A 20027-nucleotide genomic window follows, 5' to 3' on the forward strand; every position below is an offset into this window, starting at 1 on the left:
TATTTTCCGGCGCTAGCCTTTCTAGAATAGCCGTTCACTTGTACTTGCCTGTGAGCTGCCTCCATGTCCGGCCTTCGTCGCTTTCCTTTACCCTTGATCGCTGCCTTCTTCGCCTTGTATGTGATTTGGGGCTCGACCTACCTGGTGATCCGCATCGGCGTGGAGTACTGGCCGCCGTTGTTGCTCGCCGGTATCCGTTTCGTCATTGCCGGGACTTTGATGTACGCCTTTCTGCGCTGGCGCGGGGCGCCGGCGCCGACCTGGGCACAGTGGAAAGCCGCCGGGATCATCGGGATTTTGCTGCTGGCGTGCGGCAACGGCGCTGTGAGTGTGGCCGAGCACACGGGCGTGGCCTCCGGGGTGGCGGCTTTGGCGGTGGCGACGGTGCCGCTGTTTACCTTGCTGTGCGGATATTTCTGGGGCGCACGTAATACCCGTCTCGAATGGGCCGGGATTGTGCTCGGCTTGATCGGAATTGCCATGCTCAACCTGGGTTCCAACCTGCAATCGAGTCCATTGGGTGCGGCGTTGCTGATTTTTGCAGCGGCGACCTGGGCGTTTGGCTCTGTTTGGAGCAAACACTTACCGTTGCCTCAGGGCGCGATGGCCAGCGCCGTGGAAATGCTGGTGGGCGGCGTCGTGTTGCTGATTGCCAGCGCAGTCAGCGGTGAGCACCTGGAAAAGGTGCCACCGATTGAAGGTTGGGCCGCGTTGGCGTATCTGACCGTGTTCGGTTCGATCATCGCCTTCAACGCCTATATGTACCTGTTGAAACACGTGCGTCCGGCGGCGGCTACCAGTTATGCCTACGTCAACCCGGCGGTGGCGGTGTTGCTGGGGATCGTGTTTGTCGGCGAAACCATTGGCATCGAGGAAGCACTGGCCATGCTGGTGATCATCAGCGCCGTGGTGCTAATCGGCCTGCCGCAGTGGCGTCGTGTACCGGAGCAGCCGGTGACAAAGGTCGTGCCGACGGTAGTGCCGACAGAATCCCGTGTGAATTAGGGTAAACTGCGCGCCATTGCACTCTTGTTTCGCACAACCGCGCTGAATTTTCCTACGGTATTCCCATGACTTTCGCCACCCTTGGCCTGATCGAACCCTTGCTGCGCTCCCTCGAGACGCTCGGCTACCAGACTCCGACGCCGGTTCAGGCGCAAGCCATTCCGGCGGTGCTGGCCGGTCGCGACCTGATGGCCGCCGCCCAGACCGGCACCGGCAAGACCGCCGGTTTCGCCCTGCCGCTGTTGCAACTGCTGGCCATGGAAGGGCCGAAAGTCACCGCCAACTCGGTCCGCGCGCTGATCCTGGTACCGACCCGCGAGCTGGCTGAACAGGTTCACGAAGCCGTGCGCCAGTACGCCGAAAACCTGCCGCTACGTACTTACGCGGTGTACGGCGGCGTCAGCATCAACCCGCAAATGATGAAGCTGCGCAGCGGTGTCGATCTGTTGGTGGCGACCCCGGGCCGCTTGCTCGACCTGTTCCGCCAGAACGCGCTGAAGTTCAACCAGTTGCAGACCCTGGTGCTGGACGAAGCCGACCGCATGCTCGACCTGGGCTTTTCCGAGGAACTGGCGAACATTTACCGCGCGCTGCCTTCGAGACGTCAGACGTTGCTGTTCTCCGCAACCTTCTCCGATGACATCCGCCTGCTGGCCGGGCAGATGCTCAACGATCCGCTGACTATCGAAGTCAGCCCGCGCAACGTCGCAGCCAATACGGTCAAGCAATGGATCGTGACGGTGGACAAGAAGCGCAAGCCGGAACTGTTCGTGCACCTGATGCGCAAGGGCAAGTGGAAGCAGGTGCTGGTGTTCGCCAAGACCCGCAACGGCGTGGACGCGCTGGTGGAGAAACTCCAGGGCCTGGGCATCAACGCCGACGGCATCCACGGCGACAAGCCCCAGGCGACCCGCCAGCGTGCGCTGGACCGCTTCAAGGCGAGTGAAGTGCAGATCCTGGTCGCTACCGACGTGGCAGCCCGTGGCCTGGACATCGAAGACCTGCCGTTGGTGGTCAACTTTGACTTGCCGATCGTCGCTGAGGATTACATCCACCGCATCGGTCGTACCGGCCGCGCGGGTTCGACCGGCGAGGCGATTTCCCTGGTCTGCGCCGATGAAGTGAATCTGCTGTCGGCCATCGAGATGCTGACCCGCCAGACTTTGAAGCGGCAGAACGAGCCGGACTTCGAACCCGAGCACCGCGTGCCGGACACCGATGCCAGTGGCCAGGTCGTCAAGAAGCCGAAAAAACCGAAGAAGCCCAAGGCTTCCGGTGGAGGCGGTGGTAAACGCAATCTGGGTCGGTGGGTTGATAGCGGTGAGGTTGCGCCGGCGGAGCCTTCGATCAAGCCTGTGCGCAAGGTGCCGGTGTTCAATACCGGGCCGCGCAAGCGTAAGCCTTGATTTACCCCTGCGTCTGTTAGGCCGCCTTCGCGAGCAAGCCCGCTCCCACACTGGATCTGTGTCGTTCACAAATCCCCTGTGGGAGCGGGCTTGCTCGCGAAGGGCGCACCTCGGTCGTCAGCCCTTGCGCCGCAACCACTCCACCATCCCCAACCCCGCCGCTCGCCCACTGGCGAAACACGCGGTCAGCAGATAGCCGCCGGTCGGCGCTTCCCAATCGAGCATTTCCCCGGCGCAAAACACGCCAGGCAGTTGCTTGAGCATCAAACGCTCATCCATCGCCTCGAACAACACCCCGCCAGCGCTGCTGATCGCCTCGTCCAGTGGACGGGTTTTCACCAGTGTCAGTGGCAATGCCTTGATCGCGTTGGCCAGCAAGGCCATGTCGGCAAAGCAGTCGGCGCTGGTCAGTTCACGCAATAGCGCCGCTTTGACCCCATCGATGCCCAACTGACTGTGCAGGTGCTTGGCCATGGAGCGTGATCCCCGGGGTTTGCTCAACGCCGCTGCAACTTTATCCACAGGCCGGCCCGGCAACAGGTCCAGATGAATGGTTGCCGAGCCGTGCTGGTTGATCGCTTCGCGGATGGGGGCCGACAGGGCGTAGATCAGACTGCCCTCGATCCCGGTGGCGGTAATCACGCATTCGCCGAGTCGAGGCACGTCATCGTTAAGGCCGATGGCGATGTTTTTCAGCGGCGAGCCGGCGAATTTGCTGACCATCAATTCGCTCCAGGCCTGCACCTCGAAGCCGCAATTACTGGGTTGCAACGGCGTCAGTCCTACGCCGCGTTGCTCCAGTGGCAGCATCCACGCGCCGTCCGAGCCCAGGCGCGACCAACTGCCGCCACCGAGGGCGAGCAGGGTGGCGTCGGCTTGCACGGTTGTTTCACCTTCCGGGCTGTCGATACGCAATCCGCCACGCTCGTCCCAGCCGAGCCAGCGGTGGCGGGTGTGGATAACTACGCCACTGTCGCGCAGGCGTTTGAGCCAGGCGCGCAGCAGCGGCGCGGCCTTCATGTCGGTGGGGAATACCCGGCCGGAGCTGCCGACGAAGGTCTCGATGCCCAGTTCATGAATCCACTGACACAACGCTTCGGCGCCGAAGCCGCGCAGCAGCGGTGCGATCTGCGGGGCGCGTTCGGCGTAGCGTGAGAGAAATGCCGGGTAGGCTTCGGAGTGCGTGATGTTCATGCCGCCGACGCCGGCCAGGAGGAATTTTCGCCCCACTGAAGGCATACCGTCGTACAGGTCGACCTTGATCCCGGCCTGGCTCAACACTTCGGCCGCCATCAGACCGGCGGGGCCGCCGCCGATGATGGCGACGTGAGGGGAGAGGGCTGGTAAGGATTGAGTCATGGAGTGCGCTGCGGTCTGGCGGGATAAGCCGGGCATTCTACCAGCCCAAATCCATGTGGGAGCGGGCTTGCTCGCGAAAGCGGAGTGTCAGCTGACATCTATGGCGCCTGACACACTGTATTCGCGAGCAAGCCCGCTCCCACATTTGGTTTTTGTTGTTTATAAAAGGTTGGTTAAAAAACAATCAGCGCTCTGTAGCCCAAGCCCCGCATGGCCTGTAGTCCCTTTCACTCAGGTTATCCACAGGCAGCTCCACAGGCATTGTGGGTAAAGCATCCACAGCTCAGTGACAACCTGATGACTGCCATACGCGCTGCGCGCTGTGATGGAGGATGCCGTGACGGCGGGCCAGGGCCTGGCGGTCCTTGCTGTAGCCGCCGCCGATTACCCCGACCACCGGAATGTCACGGCCCAGGCAATGGCGCATCACGCTTTCATCGCGGGCGGCGACGCCTTCGTCTGTCAGCTTCAGATAACCCAGGGCGTCGTCCTTATGCACATCGACCCCGGCGTCATACAGCACCAGATCCGGTTGGTAGAGCGGCAGCAGGTAGTTGAGTGCATCGTCCACCACCTTCAGGTAGTCGGCATCGCCCATGCCTTTGGGCAGTGGAATGTCCCAATCACTTTCGGCCTTGCGTGCGGGAAAGTTCTTCTCGCAGTGCAGGGAAACGGTCACCGCTTCCGGGGTGTTATGAAGTATTCGTGCAGTCCCGTCGCCCTGATGCACGTCGCAATCGAAGATCAGCACGCGGTTCACCCGACCACTTTCCAGCAGGTAATGGCTGATCACCGCCAGGTCATTGAAGATGCAGAACCCGGCCGGGTAATCGTAGTGCGCATGGTGGGTGCCGCCCGCGAGGTGGCAGGCCAGACCATGCTCCAGCGCCTGCTCGGCCGCCAGCAACGAGCCGCCCACCGCCCGCACCGTGCGTCGGGCCAGGGCTTCGTTCCAGGGCAGGCCGAGGCGGCGCTGGTCTTCGCGGGATAATTCGCCACTCATGTAGCGCTCGATATACGAAGGGTCATGGGCGAGGGCGAGAATCTCTGCGGGACACAGGTCCGGGCGCAGCAGATCGGCGTCGCGGGTCAGGCCGCTGGCCACCAGGTGATCGCGCAACAGGCGGAACTTGTCCATGGGGAAGCGGTGATCCGCCGGAAACTCTGGACTGTAGTCTTCGTGATAAATCAGCGGCAGTGGCATGGTCATTTCATGTAGGAATGAGAGACGGATCCTACCAGCGTTGTAGACTGGAGACATTGAAATGGAGGGGCGGGGCACGATGGAGCCAATACTGGAGCTTGAAAGCGCTCGGCTGCTGTTGCGCCAGTGGCGCGATGAAGATTTACCTGACTTTGCGGCGATGTGTGCCGATCCGCAGGTGATGCGCTATTTCCCGGCAGCCTTGAGTCGGCTGGAGAGCGCCTCATTGATCGGGCGAATCCGTGGTCATTTCGCCGAGCATGGTTTCGGCCTATGGGCTCTGGAACGCAAGGACACCGGCCAATTCATCGGTTTTACCGGGCTCGGTGTGGTCGGTTTCGACGCGCCGTTCACCCCGGCCACGGAAATCGGCTGGCGCCTGGCCCGCGAGCACTGGGGGTTGGGTTACGCCAGTGAAGCGGCGTGGACCGCTCTGCGCTGCGGGTTTGACCGCTTGCTGCTGAGCGAAGTCGTGTCCTTTACCGCTGACAGTAATCTGCCGTCGCAGAAAGTCATGCAGGCGATTGGCATGCATCACGATCCGGCCGATGACTTCGATCATCCCAAGCTCTCCGTCGATCATCCCCTTCATCACCACGTGTTGTACCGCATCAGCCGTGAACAATGGCTGCAAACCTTGCATGGATAACCTGACACGGACGTTTACAATGGACCACATGTTGGCCCGGGCCAGAAACTGAATCGACCGCCGCAGCCAAGACTGCGCGGTATTGCGTTGTGTGAGGAGAGTCTGAATGAGCCAAGTGTTGGAAGATCTGGTCGACCTGCTGACGCTGGAGCCGATCGAAGAAAACCTGTTCCGTGGCCGTAGCCAGGACCTGGGTTTTCGTCAGCTGTTCGGTGGTCAGGTGCTCGGTCAGTCGCTGTCGGCGGCCAGTCAGACGGTTGAAGAGGCGCGCCATGTGCATTCGATGCACGGCTATTTCCTGCGCCCAGGCGATGCCGGGTTGCCGGTGGTGTATCAGGTTGACCGGGTGCGTGACGGTGGCAGTTTCAGCACGCGTCGGGTGACGGCGATCCAGAAGGGCCACCCGATATTCACGTGCAGTGCGTCGTTCCAGTACGACGAAGAAGGCTTTCAGCACCAGACCGAAATGCCGCAAGTGGTCGGTCCGGAAAACCTGCCATCGGAACTCGAAATCACCCAGCAGCGCGCGCACCTGATCCCCGAGAAAATGCGCGAAAAACTGCTGTGCCCGAAGCCGATCGAATTTCGCCCGGTGACCGAGAAAGATCCCTACAACCCGCTGCCCTCCGATCCGGTCAAGTACGTCTGGTTCCGCGCCGACGGGGCGTTGGCCGATTCGCCGGCGCTGCATAAATACCTGCTGGCCTATGCATCGGACTTCGGTCTGCTGGTTACCTCGATGCAGCCCCACGGCAAGTCGGTGTGGCACAAGGATATGCAGGTCGCCAGCCTCGATCACGCGCTGTGGTTCCACCAGGATCTGCGTGCCGATGACTGGTTGCTCTATGCGATGGACAGTCCGTGGGCGGGCAATTCCCGTGGCTTCTCCCGTGGCAGCGTGTTCAATCGCGCCGGGCAACTGGTGGCATCGGTCACCCAGGAAGGCTTGATCCGTCACCGCAAGGATTGGGCATGAGCCTGGCCGACGTGCGTCACTGGGTGTTCGACATGGACGGCACCCTGACGGTGGCCGTGCACGACTTCGCGGCGATTCGCGTGGCGTTGGCGATTCCTGCCGAACACGACATCCTGACCCACCTCGCCGCACTGCCGGCCGATGAAGCCGCAGCCAAACATGCGTGGCTGCTGGAGCACGAGCGGGACCTGGCCCTTGGTTCGCAACCGGCGCCGGGCGCGGTGGAACTGGTGCGCGAACTGGCCGGGCGTGGTTATCGCCTGGGCATTCTCACGCGCAACGCCCGGGAGCTGGCGCATGTCACGCTGGAGGCCATTGGCCTGGCCGACTGCTTTGCGCTGGAGGATGTGTTGGGCCGCGATGATGCTCCGCCCAAGCCGCATCCGGGCGGGTTGCTGAAACTGGCCGAAGCATGGAAGGTGCCGGCGAGCGAGATGGTGATGGTCGGTGATTACCGCTTCGATCTCGATTGTGGGCGGGCGGCGGGAGCGCGGACTGTGTTGGTGAATCTGCCGGATAATCCATGGCCGGAATTGACCGATTGGCATGCGGCGGATTGTGTTGAGTTGCGGCAGATGCTTTTGGCTTGAGGGCGTTGTTGTCGGGTGAACCGCTTTCGCGAGCAAGCCCGCTCCCACATTTGATCTCTGGTGCTCACAAATGATGTGTACACCGCAGGTCCAATGTGGGAGCGGGCTTGCTCGCGAAGAGGCCCTTCCAGACACCACAAATACTACTGCCCGAACAACGCCTTCTGCCCCTCTGGCGAGGTAAACATCCCATCCCCGTTATGCCCGACCCCGGGCACTTCGATCAGTTGCTGGTTCAACCCCTTGGGTGCCAGCCGCTTCAGGTAGTCAAAGTAAAAACGCCCGCGGGCCAATCGAGACGGCCCTTGCGCCCTGGCTTCACAGCTCTTATCCAGCGCCGGATGATTCGGGTCGGTGTCCTGCTGCCCCAGCAGATAAACGACTTCACGCTTGAGGTAACTTTCCTGCAACTGTGCTGCGGTTTGTCCTTCGGCGTAAGCCGGTAAATCCGCCAGCCCGTACTTCCAGCGATGGAAATTCGGGCAACCGGCGTGGCTGAACGCCACGGGCCTGCGCTCATCGAAATAAGCGTAGGAGGACGGATTGGCGATCACGTAGCGCACCTGCACGCCGGCTGCATCGAGGTCGGATTGCGCGTGACCGAGCAACGCATAGCGCTGAACCACCTGCGCGCCGCCGGAGTGCCCGGCGATGACGATTTGCTTCACATCCGGAAACTGCTGACGGTCACCCAAGCGGGCGATGATTTCGTCGAGCGCCGCGTAGGAACTCAGCCGAAAGGGTGCCGTGGATTCGCCGCCGGCCATCCATTCATTGCCTTGCCAGCGCAAAACGGTGTCGGCCACCGGATGGACCGCAACGTCGGTTTCATTGAGGAATTGCGGGGCGATCACCAGGGTCGTTGCGCTTTGCCCCGCCAGTTCGGCCGCGTGCTCACCACTCTGCAGATAGGTTTGCGCATTGCGCAAGCGACCGTGGAGGATGATCAGCACCCGTTCGATTTTTGCCGGGGCGGGGCTGATGCCCACCGCGATTTCACCTGACTTCAACAGCAGGCGCCCTGAGCTGAGTTCCTTGACCCCATGCTCGGCGGCCTGGGACGTTGTGCAAGTAAACAGAACAACCAACAACCACTTCTTCATTTACAGATTTTTCGCCGCAAAGGTATCGCACTGGCCAACCTGGCCTTGGGCGAAACCGGTTTTGAACCAGCGCACCCGTTGCGCCGACGTACCATGGGTGAATGAGTCCGGGACCACACGGCCCTGACCCTGTTGCTGCAAACGATCGTCGCCGATGGCGTTCGCGGCGTTCAGTGCTTCTTCGATGTCGCCCGGTTCCAGCCAGTTCAGGCGCTTCTGCGCATTGTTGGCCCAGACGCCGGCCAGGCAATCGGCCTGAAGTTCCTGGCGAACCAGCAAACCACCGTCGCCTTCCATCTGCCGGCCTTGTTGGCGCGCTGCCTGAATTTTCGTGGACACCCCAAGCAAGGTCTGCACATGGTGTCCGACTTCGTGAGCGATCACGTAGGCCTGGGCGAAGTCGCCCGCGGCGGAAAAGCGTTGGGACATTTCCTGGAAGAACGCCATGTCCAGGTAGACCTTCTGGTCGGCCGGGCAATAGAAGGGGCCGGTCGCCGAGGTGGCCAGACCGCAGGCCGAATTCACGCGGTTGCTGAACAGTACCAGGGTCGGGTCCTTATATTGGCGACCGGCCTGCTGGAATATCGCGCCCCAGGTGTCTTCGGTATCGCCGAGGATCGAGCGCACGAATTCCGCGCTCTCATCATTGGCCGGCGGTGCCTGGCGACTCTGGTTGGTGGCGGGCGCCGATTGCTGCTCCATTTGCCCGGTCAGTTGTCCGAGGATCTGCAGTGGATCCTGGCCGGTGATCCAGCCGATGCCGACAATCAGGAGGATCGCCGTCAGGCTCAACCCCTTGCCACCGCCAAAACGCATGCCACCGCCACCACCGCCGACATCATCGCCACGGGCGTCGACCACGTTGTCGCTGCGTCGGCCTTTTTTCCATAGCATGTGGGAATCCTCTTCTGTTCCGGGTAAAGCTCCGTGCGATGAGTGTTGCTGCCAAGTGGGAGCGGCGCCAGTCCGATCGTCCGTCTTTTTTTCGCGCACAAGTTGATTCCCGGCCACCCGTGAAGGGTTGCCGAAAAGGTTTCAGGCTTGTATTGAACACGGATAACCCATCGAATTCCGTTGGGCGATGGGTTTTTATCGTGAGGGCGATCGCCGGTCTTGCGGATTATTCGTCAAATGCATCCCACACCGGCGCAAAGTCAGGGCTGACCTGGCGCTCGCGTTTGGACAGGCTGGCGATCAAGGCACGGTCTTCATCATCCAGTCGAACATCGAGTGCCGCGAGATTGGCCAATTGATTGGGCTCGCTACAGGCCTTGGGGATCGCGGCCACGTTGGGTTGATCAAGCAGCCATTTGAGCGCGACCTGCGTCGGCAGTACGCCGTGTTTCGCGGCGATCCGCTGGATGGCCGGAATGTCGGATACCTTGTTGCGTGCCAGTGGCGTGTAGGCTGTCAGCGCAAGATCCTGTTGACGGGCGTAGTCGAGCAGGGCGTTTTGTCCGAGCAGCACGTGGTACTCGACCTGGATCGCCGACAGCGGCGCCCCCAGTTCTTCGACGACTTTGCGTAGCAGGGGCAGTGGAAAATTCGCCACGCCAATGTTGCGCGCCAGGCCTTGCTCCTTGAACGACACCAGGGTTTCTATGGTGCGCGGCAAATCCCAATCGGTGGTTGGCCAATGGAGCATGAACAGGTCGACGTATTCGCTGCGCAGGGCTTTGAGGCTACGGTCCATGGAGTGACGCATGGCGTCGGGTTGCAGTTGGTCCCACCAGACTTTGGTCGTGACGTGGATCTGCTCGCGGGGTGTCGGACTGTTCGCCAGCGCCTGACCGACCGCGTCTTCGTTGTTGTAGGCCGCTGCCGTGTCGATGTGCCGGTAACCCAGGGCCAGAGCCTGCTCCACTGCTCGGGTGCATTCCTCGCCGAGCATTGGCCAGGTGCCGAGGCCGAGTTTCGGCATGTTCAAACCCTGAGCGTTAATGATGTGCTGCATGGTCGATCTCCTTTTCATAAGCAGTGACGCCTGCGATATGGCGCGCGGCGATGTAGCCGAAGGTCAGCGCCGGGCCGAGATTGATGCCGCCAGCGGGGTAGTGACCGCCCATGATGCTGGCCATGTCGCCGCCCGCCGCGTACAGCCCGGCGATGGGTTGCGCCGCGCCATCCAGGACTTGGGCATGTTGGTTGACCTTGAGCCCGGCGAAGGTACCGAAGCAGCCCGGCTGGACTTTCACGGCATAGAAGGGGCCTTGTTCGATCGGCGCGACGCATGGGTTGGGCTGTTGCAGTGCGTCACCCTGCTTGCGGTTGTAGGGTGTGGAACCACGACCGAATTGCGGGTCCTCGCCGTTGCGCGCGTGGCGGTTGTAGTCCGACACGGTGGTGCGCAAGCCAACCGGGTCGATGCCGCAGGCTGCAGCCAATTCCTCAAGGGTGTTGCCGGTTTTCAGATAGCCGCTGCGGATGAAGGATGACAGCGGCACCGGAAAAGGCCGAGAGATGCCCAGGCCATATCGACGCTGAAAGCCATGGGTGCAGATCAGCCACGACGCCACTTCTTCACCCGATGGGGCGGCGGTGACCATGGCCGTGACGTAGTCGTAGTAGCCGTTGGCTTCATTGACGAAGCGCTGGCCGTTGCTCAGCACACCGATGATGCCCGGCTTGCCGCGCTCGATGATGTGCGGGAAGTGTCCCGTGCTGCCGTCGCTGTGCGGCACCTGCGAAACCGGTGCCCAGGCGACGGCGGACGCCATGTCGCTATTGACCCGGGCACCGGCACTTTCGCCCAGGCGCAGGCCATCGCCGCAAATGCCGAGGGGTGGCAAGGCCAGATGCTCATGCCCGGTCGGTGTGCGGGGGAACAGTGCCTTGCGGCGGTCGATGTCATTGGCGAAACCACCCGCGGCGAGCACCACGGCCTTGCGTGCATGGATGCGCACCGAGCCTTTGGCGGTGTTGACCACCGCACCTCGTACCTGGTCATTCTCGCGCAGCAGTCGACTCACGGGCGCTGATTCCCAGAGCAACACACCGAGGTCATCGGCGGATTTCGCCAGGCGCGCCACCAAGGCCACGCCGTTGACCAGTTGCATCGCCCGGCCATGTACGACGAGATCGAACAGGTGGCGGCTAAAGCGCCGCGTAACGTGCCAGGCCGCCGACAGTGAACGGGTCAGGTTGAGGAATGCCGTGAGGTCCGCCCCCGCCATGATCGGCATGCCCATGAACGATGTTTCCCGCATGGTTTTGCGCAGACGCTTGAGCAGTGTGCCGACTTTTCGTGCGTCGTACGGGGCGGCGATTACCGAGCGTCCACCGGTGCCGGCCCCCGGCGTGTCGCCATGAATGTCGGCAATGGCGTTGCCGTCGGCGAATTGCAGCGAGGTGTACTGCTCGAAGAACGACACCATCCGCGGGCCGGCTTCCAGGAAAGCGTCGATCATTGCCGGATCAAAGCGCTCGCCCAGTTCGTGTTTCAGGTAAGTGCGCGGCAGTTCAACGTCTTCGACGATGCCTGCGCGTCGGGCCAACGGGTTGCAAGGCACCCAGGCCCAGCCACCGGACCAGGCCGTGGCACCGCCGAACACCGGGTCCTTTTCTACCACTATGACTTTCAGTCCATGCCACGCGGCGGTCACGGCCGCCGACAGTCCCGCCGCACCGGAACCAACGATCAGCACATCGCAGTCGATGTCGGGAAGAAAGTGCGCTTGGGCAGGCATTGTTTGAACTCCGGCGTTTTATTGTTTTGGAATCTTGTTCCAGAAAATATAAGAATCAGGTGAGGCCGAACAAGTCTTGATGGTCTAAAACGGGCGGTTATCGAACGTTCAGTTCCAGATTTCGCATTCGTTCAGATGTCTTCTAGAATCGAGCAAATTTTGCGTGGAAGCGACCATGGCCGGCAGTCAGATCGAACGTGTTTTCAGTGTGCTCGAAAGCCTCACCAGCGATCCCCGTGGCCTGCCGATGCAGACCCTGGCAGAGCAACTGGATATCCCCAAGAGCGCGACCCATCGCCTGCTGGCCGAGCTGATCCGCCTCGGTTACGTGCGGCAGAATCCGGATAATCTGCGTTATCACCTCTCGACCAAACTGGTGGCGATGGGCTTCCGTTACCTGTCGAGCAGCGGTGCCGACATCGTGCAGCCAGTGCTTGACCGCCTGGCGCAGGAAACCGGCGAGCTGGTGCGTCTCGGGGTGATCGACGGTGAGCGTCAGATCTGGATCGCCAAGTCCCAGGGCGCGCGCTCCGGTCTGCGTTACGACCCGGACATGGGCCGCGATGCGCCGTTGTTTTACACAGCCTCTGGGCATGCGTGGCTGGCCTGCATGAGCGATGCCGAAGCCTTGTCGCTGGTGGAGCGGCAGGGCGCACAAGTGCCGGAACATGTGGGGCCGAACGCGCCGCGCTCGAACATCGAATTGCTCGAACGCCTGCGTCTGGCACGGGACCAGGGCTACGCCTGGGTCGAGGAGAGCTCGGCGGTCGGCACTTCGGCGATTGCGGCAGTGGTGCGCCATCCCGCCGATGGGCGGGTGATCGGCGTGCTCAGCATCGCCGGGCCGAGTGCACGGATGCCGGGGGCGCGGCTGCATGAGCTGGCGCCGTTGTTGCTGGCGTACACCGAGGAGTTGAGTGCAGCGAGCCTGGCGTCGGAGTTGTTCAACTAAGGCCTGTGCAAATCGACTGTGGGAGCGGCGGTGCGGCGATCCGACTTGCTCGCGAATGCGGTGTGTCATGCGATCTGGATGGCGCTGACACACTGCATTCGCGAGCAAGCCCGCTCCCACATTTTGAACAGTGCCCAGCTTGAGAAGCTGTGCGCTGTTCGAACACTTTCAGGATAGGTCTGTGTAAGAATCTGGAACCAGGTTCTAAATTATTGGGGTTCATCGCTCCAATAACACTCACAAGAGGACCGTATCTTGAATTCGCCACTTCGCATCGCCCTGATCGGTGCTGGCAACATGGGCCAGCAGCACTACCAGCATCTGCAATCCCTGACTGAAGCGACGTTGTGCGCCGTGGCCGATCCGGGACCGCAGGCGGCCAGTCTTGCGGCGCAATGGGGCGTAGCCTGTTTCGCCGATCATCGTCAGATGCTGGAGCAGGCGAAACCGGACGCCGTGATAGTCGCCAACCCGAACACGCTGCACGTCAGCACGGCCCTCGATTGCCTCGCGGCCGGCGTGCCGGTATTGCTGGAAAAACCGGTGGGCGTGCACCTGGATGAAGCCAGGGAGCTGGTGACTGCCTCGAAGGCCAGTGGCGTTCCGGTACTGGTCGGACATCATCGTCGCCACAATCCGCTGATCGTCCGCGCCCACGAGCTTGTCCACAGCGGCGCATTGGGTCGGTTGACCACGGTCACGGCGCTCTGGCAATTGCGCAAGCCCGACAGCTATTTTGAAACACCCTGGCGCCGCGAGGCCGGCGCGGGGATGCTGTTGACCAACCTGATCCACGACCTCGATCTGCTGCGGCATTTGTGCGGTGAAGTGCGCCAGGTTCAGGCCATTACCAGCAACGCCATTCGCGGGTTTGCCAACGAAGATTGCGCGGCAATACTGCTGCAATTCGACAACGGTGCACTGGGCAGCCTGACCGGCTCCGATGCGGTGGCTGCGCCCTGGAGCTGGGAGCTGGATTCGGGGGAGAACCCGGTGTATCCGCGTCATCCTGATCAACCGTGCTACTTGCTGGCCGGGACAGGTGGGGCGCTGAGCATTCCGCAGCTTAAACGCTGGTACTACAACGATGTCGATGTTGATGGCGGCTGGCATCAACCGTTGCTGGCAACCCGGGAAAACTTCAATGCCGATGAAGCCCTGCGTCTGCAGTTGCAGCACTTCGTGCGTGTTGCACGCCGGGAGGTCGAGCCGCTGGTGAGTGCCGCCGATGCCGCGCGTACGTTGGCGCTGATCGAAGCCATCCGCGAAGCCGCCGAAACCGGGCGTGCCTGCGCGCCATCCTTGATCGAGGGGTGAGCATGAGCGAGCGTATCTTCTCCCTGGCCAGCCTGACCGTGCTGGAGTTATCACCGCCCGACATGGTCGAGGTCGCCGCGCGGGCCGGTTACAGTCATGTCGGCTTGCGCCTGGTACCGGCAACCCCTGAGGAACACCATTTTGCCTTGGTGGCCGACAGCGAATTGCGGCGCCAAACCCTGGCGCGTCTGCGCGATACCGGTATCGGGGTGCTGGACGTCGAAATTCTGCGTCTCAAGCCGGAGACCGTTGTTACCGACTTCGAGAAAATCCTGGCGGTGGGTGCACAATTGGGTGCCAGTGAATTGCTGGTGGCCGGCAACGACCCTGATGAACAACGGCTGACGGAACATTTTGCCGAACTCTGTGATCTGGCGGCACTCTATGGGCTGCACCCGAATCTGGAGTTCATGCCCTGGACCGATGCGCGCAATCTTCAACAAGCCGCGCGAATCGTGGAAAACGCCGGGCGTGAAAACGGCGGCGTACTGGTGGACGCCTTTCACTTCGACCGCTCTGGATCGCTGTTGGAAGAACTGGTCAAAGTTGCCCCCTCACGGTTACGGTATGCACAGTTGTGTGACGTCGCAGGACCACGGCCGGCGGATATGGCGGAGATCTTGCGTCAGGCGCGTAACGAGCGGCGTTTCCCCGGCGATGGCGATTGTGACCTGCCGGGGTTGTTGCGCGGTTTGCCGGCTGACATTCCATTGAGCCTGGAGATTCCCACCGTGCAGTTGCTGGAGCAGGGCGTGAGTGGGTTGGAGCGGGCACAGATGGCGCTGGATAAAACCCGGGAATTGTTGGCGCGGCTCTAATCGGTGCTGCGCACCTTTCGCTGGTAGGAGCGAGCTTGCTCGCGATGGTCGTCAACGATAATGAAGGCTGCCTGGAAAAACATGGCGCCCTCAGGTTCATCGCGAGCAAGCTCGCTCCTACAAAATAAGGTTGTAATAAAGGAAACCCAATGACCGTCAGCACCCCGCTTTCCGGCGTCAATCAGCCCTTCAAAGGGATCCTGCTGATCGTTGTCGCAACCTTCCTGTTTTCCACCCACGACGCCTTTTCCAAATACCTCTCCGGTTTCTATCCCATTGTCATGGTGGTCTGGGCGCGCTACGTGGTTCACACCTTGTTGATGGCCGGGATTTTCCTGCCGCAGTCCGGGTTGCGGGTGCTGCGTACCAAACGGCCATTGCTGCAGGTGATCCGGGCGCTGTGCCTGCTGGGCACCAGTCTGTTTTTCACCACGGGGCTGATGTACATCCCGCTGGCCGAGGCCACGTCGGTCAACTTCCTCGCTCCGGTATTGGTCACCGCGCTGTCGGTACCGCTGCTTGGCGAACGGGTGACCCGGGGGCAATGGCTGGCGGTGATTTTCGGTTTTAGCGGAGTGCTGATCATCGTTCACCCCGGGGGCGATCTGTTTACCCCGGCGGTGTTGCTGCCGTTCTGCTCGGCGCTGTTTTTCTGCTTCTACCAACTGCTGACCCGCAAGCTCAGTGAGATCGACAGCCCGACCACCAGTAACTTCTTCGCAGGCTTGTGCAACACGCTGGTGATGAGTGCGCTGGTGCCGTTCTTCTGGCAGACGCCGAACCTGGTGCATGGCGCGATGATGCTGGCGCTGGGGGCCTGCGGGATGACGGCTCACCTGTTCCTGACCCAGGCGTTCCGCCTCGCGGCACCGGCACTGCTGGCACCGTTCAGCTATTGCCAGATCATCTTCGCCGGCCTGCTGGGCTGGCTGCTGTTTTCCCATACGCCGACACTGACCACCGTGCTCGGCATCGCCGTGATCTGCTGCAGCGGGTTGGCGGCGGCGTGGCAGCAAAGCCGCCGGTAAAAAAACCTGTGGGAGCGAGCCTGCTCGCGAAGGCGATGTATCAGACAACATCAATGTTGAATGACAGTCCGCTTTCGCGAGCAGGCTCGCTCCCACAGAGGGTGACGATGTTTTATTCGGTGACGGTCGGAATCTTGCGCGGTGCCATGAAGTACATCCAGATCAGCGCGATGAAGTACATCGCCGGAATCATGGTGAACAGCACGGTGTAGTTGTTGTTGGTGATGGTCAGGATGTGGCCGACCAGTTGGGTCATGAACATCCCGCCAATCGCCGCACACATGCCGCCGAAGCCGAAAACCGTACTCATCATGTGCTTGGGCGTGTAGTCCATCACCAGGCTCCAGATGTTCGCGGTCCAGGCCTGGTGCGCGCCGATGGCCAGGGAGATGGCGGCCACCGCGACCCACAGGTTGCTGGAACCGGCCGCCATGATCACGCCGATGATGCAGCAGGCGAACAGGAACATGGACATCAGTCGCGCCTTGATCGGGTTGACGCCGCGACCGATCAGGAACGAGGAGAGGATGCCGCCGCCAACGCTACCGAAGTCGGCAGTGAGGTAGATGATGATCAGCGGGATACCCATCTGGGTGACGTTGATGCCCAGGTTGTATTGCTGGTTGAGGAACGGCGGCAGCCAGTACAGGTAGAACCAGAACACCGGTGCGGTGATCGAGTAGGCGAGGGCGAAGGCCCAGGTGCCGCGCATGCGCAGGATTTTCGAGAACGGCACGCGGGTTTGTTCCGGCTCGACTTCTTTCTGGATGTAGTCCAGCTCCGACTGTTTCACGCTCGGGTGGTCTTCCGGGTTGAAGTACTTCAAACCCCAGAACAACAGCCAGATCCCGCCCAGTGATGCCATGCACAGGAACGCGGCTTGCCAGCCCCAGACGTGCAGGATCAGTGGCAGCAGCATCGGCGTGAACATCGCGCCGACGTTGGTCCCGGCATTGAAAATACCGGTGGCTACCGCACGTTCACCGGCCGGGAACCACAGGCGCGTGGTTTTCACGCAGGCCGGGTAGTTGGCCGCTTCGGTCAGGCCGAGGATGAAGCGGCAGACCATGAAGCCGACCGCCGAAGTGGCCAGGCCGTGGGCACCGGTCGCCAGGCTCCAGAGCAGCACGGCGCAGAAGAACACGCGCTTGACGCCGACCCGGTCGATCAAACGGCCTTGCAGCACGAAACCGATGGCGTAACCGACCTGGAACCAGAAGTTGATGTTGGCGTAGTCCATCGCCGTCCAGCTCATTTCCTTGGCCAGGATAGGCTGCATCACGCCCAGGGCGGCGCGGTCGATGTAGTTCAGGGTGGTGGCGAAAAACACCAGCGCCAGCATGCCCCAACGGGTTTTGCCGACTGCCATGGCGCCGCGAATCTTGTCGCCGATGCCACCTGTGGCGGTGCTCATGGCAGGTGCCATGCGAGAACTTTGAGAAGGAATCATGTGTGCCATCCGTTCAATGACTGACAAGCGGGGCTCGTCGTGACTTCAAGGGCGCGTGATCAATCGGTCTGTCGCGGCGTGCGCGAAAGGGCTGATCGGCTGTGTTCGTCGGCTGACGGGTTATTCAGCGAGCGGCACGGTTGTGCCGGCGGAGCGCGGGGTTCGGATGGACGCCAGGCAAGGCGTAATGACGGTAGAGCGAGTGAGCAAGGCGTTGAATGAGCGCATGAGCGTATACCCGTTTTTTGAAATTTTTATGTGGTGTTCTGGGTCTTGTTGACCGGGGCCGACGATTTCAAGACCGGACCCAATGTGGTGTTGATGTTGCGCAGTGAACAAAAAATCGTCAATTCGCTATCGGCCATTGTGTTCGATAATCGCACGCAAAACTAACTGGGTAGTACACTTTAAATTGCTCAATGCATCGACCAGCTCAATAATCCGTCCACTCTTTTAAAAGCGGCGCAAATTCCCTGTAGCCGAAGCCTCCACCGGGAGCCGAAACATGCAGCGTTCCATTGCCACCGTATCCTTGAGCGGTACCCTGCCGGAAAAACTCGAAGCCATTGCCGCCGCCGGGTTCGACGGCGTCGAGATTTTCGAGAACGACCTTCTCTACTACGACGGTAGTCCACGGGAAATTAAACAGATGTGCGCCGATCTCGGGATCGCCATCACCCTGTTTCAACCGTTCCGCGATTTCGAAGGCTGCCGCCGCGATCGCCTGTCGCGCAACCTGGAGCGCGCCGAGCGCAAATTCGACCTGATGCAGGAGTTGGGCACTGACCTGGTGCTGGTGTGCAGCAATGCCTCGGCCGAGTCCATCGGTGATGAACAGGTTCTGGTCGACGACTTGCGACTGCTGGCCGAGCACGCCGGGGCACGTGGCCTGCGCATCGGCTACGAAGCACTGGCCTGGGGCCGGCATGTGAACACCTGGCAACAGGTGTGGAACATCGTGCGTCAGGCCGATCACCCAAGCCTCGGCGTGTTGCTGGACAGCTTTCACACCCTGTCGCTCAAGGGCGATCCAAGTGCTATCGCCGAGATTCCCGGCGACAAGATTTTCTTCGTGCAAATGGCTGACGCGCCGATCCTGGCCATGGACGTGCTGGAGTGGAGCCGGCATTTTCGCTGCTTCCCGGGCCAGGGTGAATTCGACTTGCCGGGGTTCCTCGCGCCGATCATCAAGAGTGGCTACACCGGGCCTCTGTCGCTGGAAATCTTCAACGATGGCTTCCGCGCCGCGCCGCCACGAGCCAATGCCGCCGACGGCTTGCGTTCGTTGCTGTATCTGGAAGAGAAAACCCGCGAGCGTCTGGCCCAGGAAGCCAAGCCTGCGGCCAACCCTGAAATTCTGTTCGAAACGCCCAAGGCCAGTGAGTACAACGGCATCGAGTTTCTCGAGTTCGCCGTGGACGAAAGCCTCGGCGCCAAGCTCTCGCATTGGCTTGAGCGACTGGGTTTCGTCAAGACCGGGCAGCATCGTTCCAAGAGCGTCAGCCTGATGCGCCAGGGCGATATCAATTTGATCCTCAACTCCGAACCTTACTCCTTCGGCCACAGCTTTTTCGAAGCCCACGGCCCTTCGTTGTGCGCTACCGCCGTGCGGGTCAAGGACAGCGCCAGTGCGCTGGCCCGAGCCGTGGCCTACAAGGGTCAACCCTATCGCGGGCTGGTGGGCCCCAATGAACTGGAACTGGCAGCGGTGCGTGCTCCGGATGGCAGCCTGATTTATCTGGTGGACCAGGATGCCGACGTCTACGGTACCGACTTCAATCTGCTGGCGGATGTACCGGTCAGCGGTGGCCTCAAGCGCATCGACCACATGGCCATGGCGCTGCCGGCCGACAGCCTCGACAGCTGGGTGCTGTTCTATAAGAGCCTGCTGGATTTCGAGGCAGACGATGAAGTCGTGCTGCCGGATCCTTATGGTCTGGTGAAGAGCCGTGCCTTGCGTAGCCGGGACAGTTCGATCCGCCTGCCACTGAACATTTCCGAGAACCGCAACACCGCAATCTCACACGCGCTGTCGAGTTATCGCGGCTCCGGCGTGCACCACATCGCGTTTGATTGTGATGACATCTTTGCCCAGGTCAGCCGTGCAAAAGAGGCGGGCGTGCCGCTGTTGGATATTCCGCTCAACTACTACGATGACCTGGCGGCGCGGTTCGATTTCGACGACGAGTTCCTCAGTGAGCTGGCCTACTACAATGTGTTGTACGACCGCGACGCCCAGGGCGGTGAACTGTTTCATGTGTACACCGAGCCGTTCGAGGGGCGGTTCTTCTTCGAGATCATCCAGCGTAAAAACGGTTATGCCGGCTACGGCGCGGCCAACGTCGCGGTGCGCCTGGCGGCCATGGCCAAATCCCGTAGCGGTGCATTGCGCCAGGCGAAGTTGTAGGTAATTCGTAAACGCGGGATTAAACGTGGGCCGCGCGGCTTCCTTCACTGTGCCGCGCAGCCCATAATCGCCAGCCT

Annotated in this window: 17 protein-coding genes; 10 read left to right on the plus strand and 7 right to left on the minus strand. The window is 61.4% G+C overall.

What is annotated here, in order from left to right:
• The first annotated feature begins 63 nt into the window (after window positions 1-63).
• Window positions 64-1005 carry a drug/metabolite exporter YedA gene (gene yedA, locus KGA98_RS00865; RefSeq protein ID WP_223500250.1) on the plus strand — a complete coding sequence of 314 codons (942 nt, stop codon included), beginning with the start codon at window positions 64-66 and terminating at the stop codon, window positions 1003-1005.
• A 65-nt stretch (window positions 1006-1070) separates the two neighbouring features.
• Window positions 1071-2411, plus strand: coding sequence for a DEAD/DEAH box helicase (locus tag KGA98_RS00870; protein WP_223473455.1), 1341 nt, complete (start codon window positions 1071-1073; stop codon window positions 2409-2411).
• 117 nt (window positions 2412-2528) lie between these two features.
• Here the strand turns inward: KGA98_RS00870 and KGA98_RS00875 are convergent, their stop codons facing one another.
• Window positions 2529-3770, minus strand: coding sequence for a TIGR03862 family flavoprotein (locus KGA98_RS00875; protein WP_223500259.1), 1242 nt, complete (start codon window positions 3768-3770; stop codon window positions 2529-2531).
• Window positions 3771-4053: 283 nt separating this feature from the next.
• Window positions 4054-4974 carry a histone deacetylase gene (locus tag KGA98_RS00880; protein ID WP_223500261.1) on the minus strand — a complete coding sequence of 307 codons (921 nt, stop codon included), beginning with the start codon at window positions 4972-4974 and terminating at the stop codon, window positions 4054-4056.
• A 79-nt stretch (window positions 4975-5053) separates the two neighbouring features.
• Here KGA98_RS00880 and KGA98_RS00885 point away from each other — a divergent pair, with 79 nt between their 5' ends.
• The 3 genes from KGA98_RS00885 to KGA98_RS00895 all read left to right on the plus strand — a co-directional run bounded on the left by KGA98_RS00885 (window position 5054) and on the right by KGA98_RS00895 (window position 7189).
• Complete coding sequence (locus KGA98_RS00885; protein ID WP_150813523.1) at window positions 5054-5623, plus strand: GNAT family N-acetyltransferase; 570 nt, start codon at window positions 5054-5056, stop codon at window positions 5621-5623.
• Between the two features lie 106 nt (window positions 5624-5729).
• A complete protein-coding gene (gene tesB / locus KGA98_RS00890; protein ID WP_090451550.1) occupies window positions 5730-6599 on the plus strand; it encodes an acyl-CoA thioesterase II in 870 nt (289 codons plus the stop codon).
• On the plus strand, window positions 6596-7189 hold the full coding sequence (locus tag KGA98_RS00895; RefSeq protein WP_095942027.1) for an HAD family hydrolase: 594 nt from the start codon (window positions 6596-6598) through the stop codon (window positions 7187-7189). Before tesB ends, KGA98_RS00895 begins: the two co-directional genes overlap by 4 nt.
• Before the next feature lie 143 nt (window positions 7190-7332).
• Here the strand turns inward: KGA98_RS00895 and KGA98_RS00900 are convergent, their stop codons facing one another.
• From KGA98_RS00900 to KGA98_RS00915, 4 genes are all read right to left on the minus strand, one after another.
• On the minus strand, window positions 7333-8292 hold the full coding sequence (locus KGA98_RS00900) for an alpha/beta hydrolase (RefSeq protein WP_223500264.1): 960 nt from the start codon (window positions 8290-8292) through the stop codon (window positions 7333-7335).
• The gene (locus KGA98_RS00905; RefSeq protein WP_090451547.1) at window positions 8293-9186 is read right to left on the minus strand and encodes a neutral zinc metallopeptidase; all 894 of its coding nucleotides are present in this window, start codon (window positions 9184-9186) and stop codon (window positions 8293-8295) included.
• Between the two features lie 226 nt (window positions 9187-9412).
• On the minus strand, window positions 9413-10246 hold the full coding sequence (locus KGA98_RS00910) for an aldo/keto reductase (protein ID WP_223500272.1): 834 nt from the start codon (window positions 10244-10246) through the stop codon (window positions 9413-9415).
• Window positions 10230-11978, minus strand: a complete 1749-nt coding sequence (locus KGA98_RS00915; RefSeq protein WP_223500281.1) for an FAD-dependent oxidoreductase — start codon at window positions 11976-11978, stop codon at window positions 10230-10232. The genes KGA98_RS00910 and KGA98_RS00915 overlap by 17 nt, the downstream gene beginning before the upstream one ends.
• Before the next feature lie 175 nt (window positions 11979-12153).
• Between KGA98_RS00915 and KGA98_RS00920 the strand changes: the two genes are divergently transcribed.
• The 4 genes from KGA98_RS00920 (at window position 12154) to KGA98_RS00935 (ending at window position 16093) form a co-directional block, all read left to right on the plus strand.
• The gene (locus KGA98_RS00920) at window positions 12154-12930 is read left to right on the plus strand and encodes an IclR family transcriptional regulator (RefSeq protein WP_150813518.1); all 777 of its coding nucleotides are present in this window, start codon (window positions 12154-12156) and stop codon (window positions 12928-12930) included.
• 255 nt (window positions 12931-13185) lie between these two features.
• On the plus strand, window positions 13186-14247 hold the full coding sequence (locus tag KGA98_RS00925) for a Gfo/Idh/MocA family protein (RefSeq protein ID WP_223500283.1): 1062 nt from the start codon (window positions 13186-13188) through the stop codon (window positions 14245-14247).
• Between the two features lie 2 nt (window positions 14248-14249).
• Window positions 14250-15065 carry a sugar phosphate isomerase/epimerase family protein gene (locus KGA98_RS00930; protein ID WP_223500285.1) on the plus strand — a complete coding sequence of 272 codons (816 nt, stop codon included), beginning with the start codon at window positions 14250-14252 and terminating at the stop codon, window positions 15063-15065.
• Window positions 15066-15214: 149 nt separating this feature from the next.
• Entirely contained in the window at window positions 15215-16093 is an 879-nt protein-coding gene (locus KGA98_RS00935) for a DMT family transporter (protein ID WP_090451535.1), read from the plus strand.
• 112 nt (window positions 16094-16205) lie between these two features.
• Here the strand turns inward: KGA98_RS00935 and KGA98_RS00940 are convergent, their stop codons facing one another.
• Window positions 16206-17543, minus strand: coding sequence for an MFS transporter (locus KGA98_RS00940; RefSeq protein WP_057713204.1), 1338 nt, complete (start codon window positions 17541-17543; stop codon window positions 16206-16208).
• Window positions 17544-18048: 505 nt separating this feature from the next.
• Here KGA98_RS00940 and quiC point away from each other — a divergent pair.
• Window positions 18049-19950, plus strand: coding sequence for a 3-dehydroshikimate dehydratase QuiC (gene quiC / locus KGA98_RS00945; protein WP_223500287.1), 1902 nt, complete (start codon window positions 18049-18051; stop codon window positions 19948-19950).
• Window positions 19951-20027: the final 77 nt, after the last annotated feature.

The organism is Pseudomonas sp. BF-R-24 (assembly GCF_019947335.1).
Classification (GTDB): domain Bacteria; phylum Pseudomonadota; class Gammaproteobacteria; order Pseudomonadales; family Pseudomonadaceae; genus Aquipseudomonas; species Aquipseudomonas jessenii.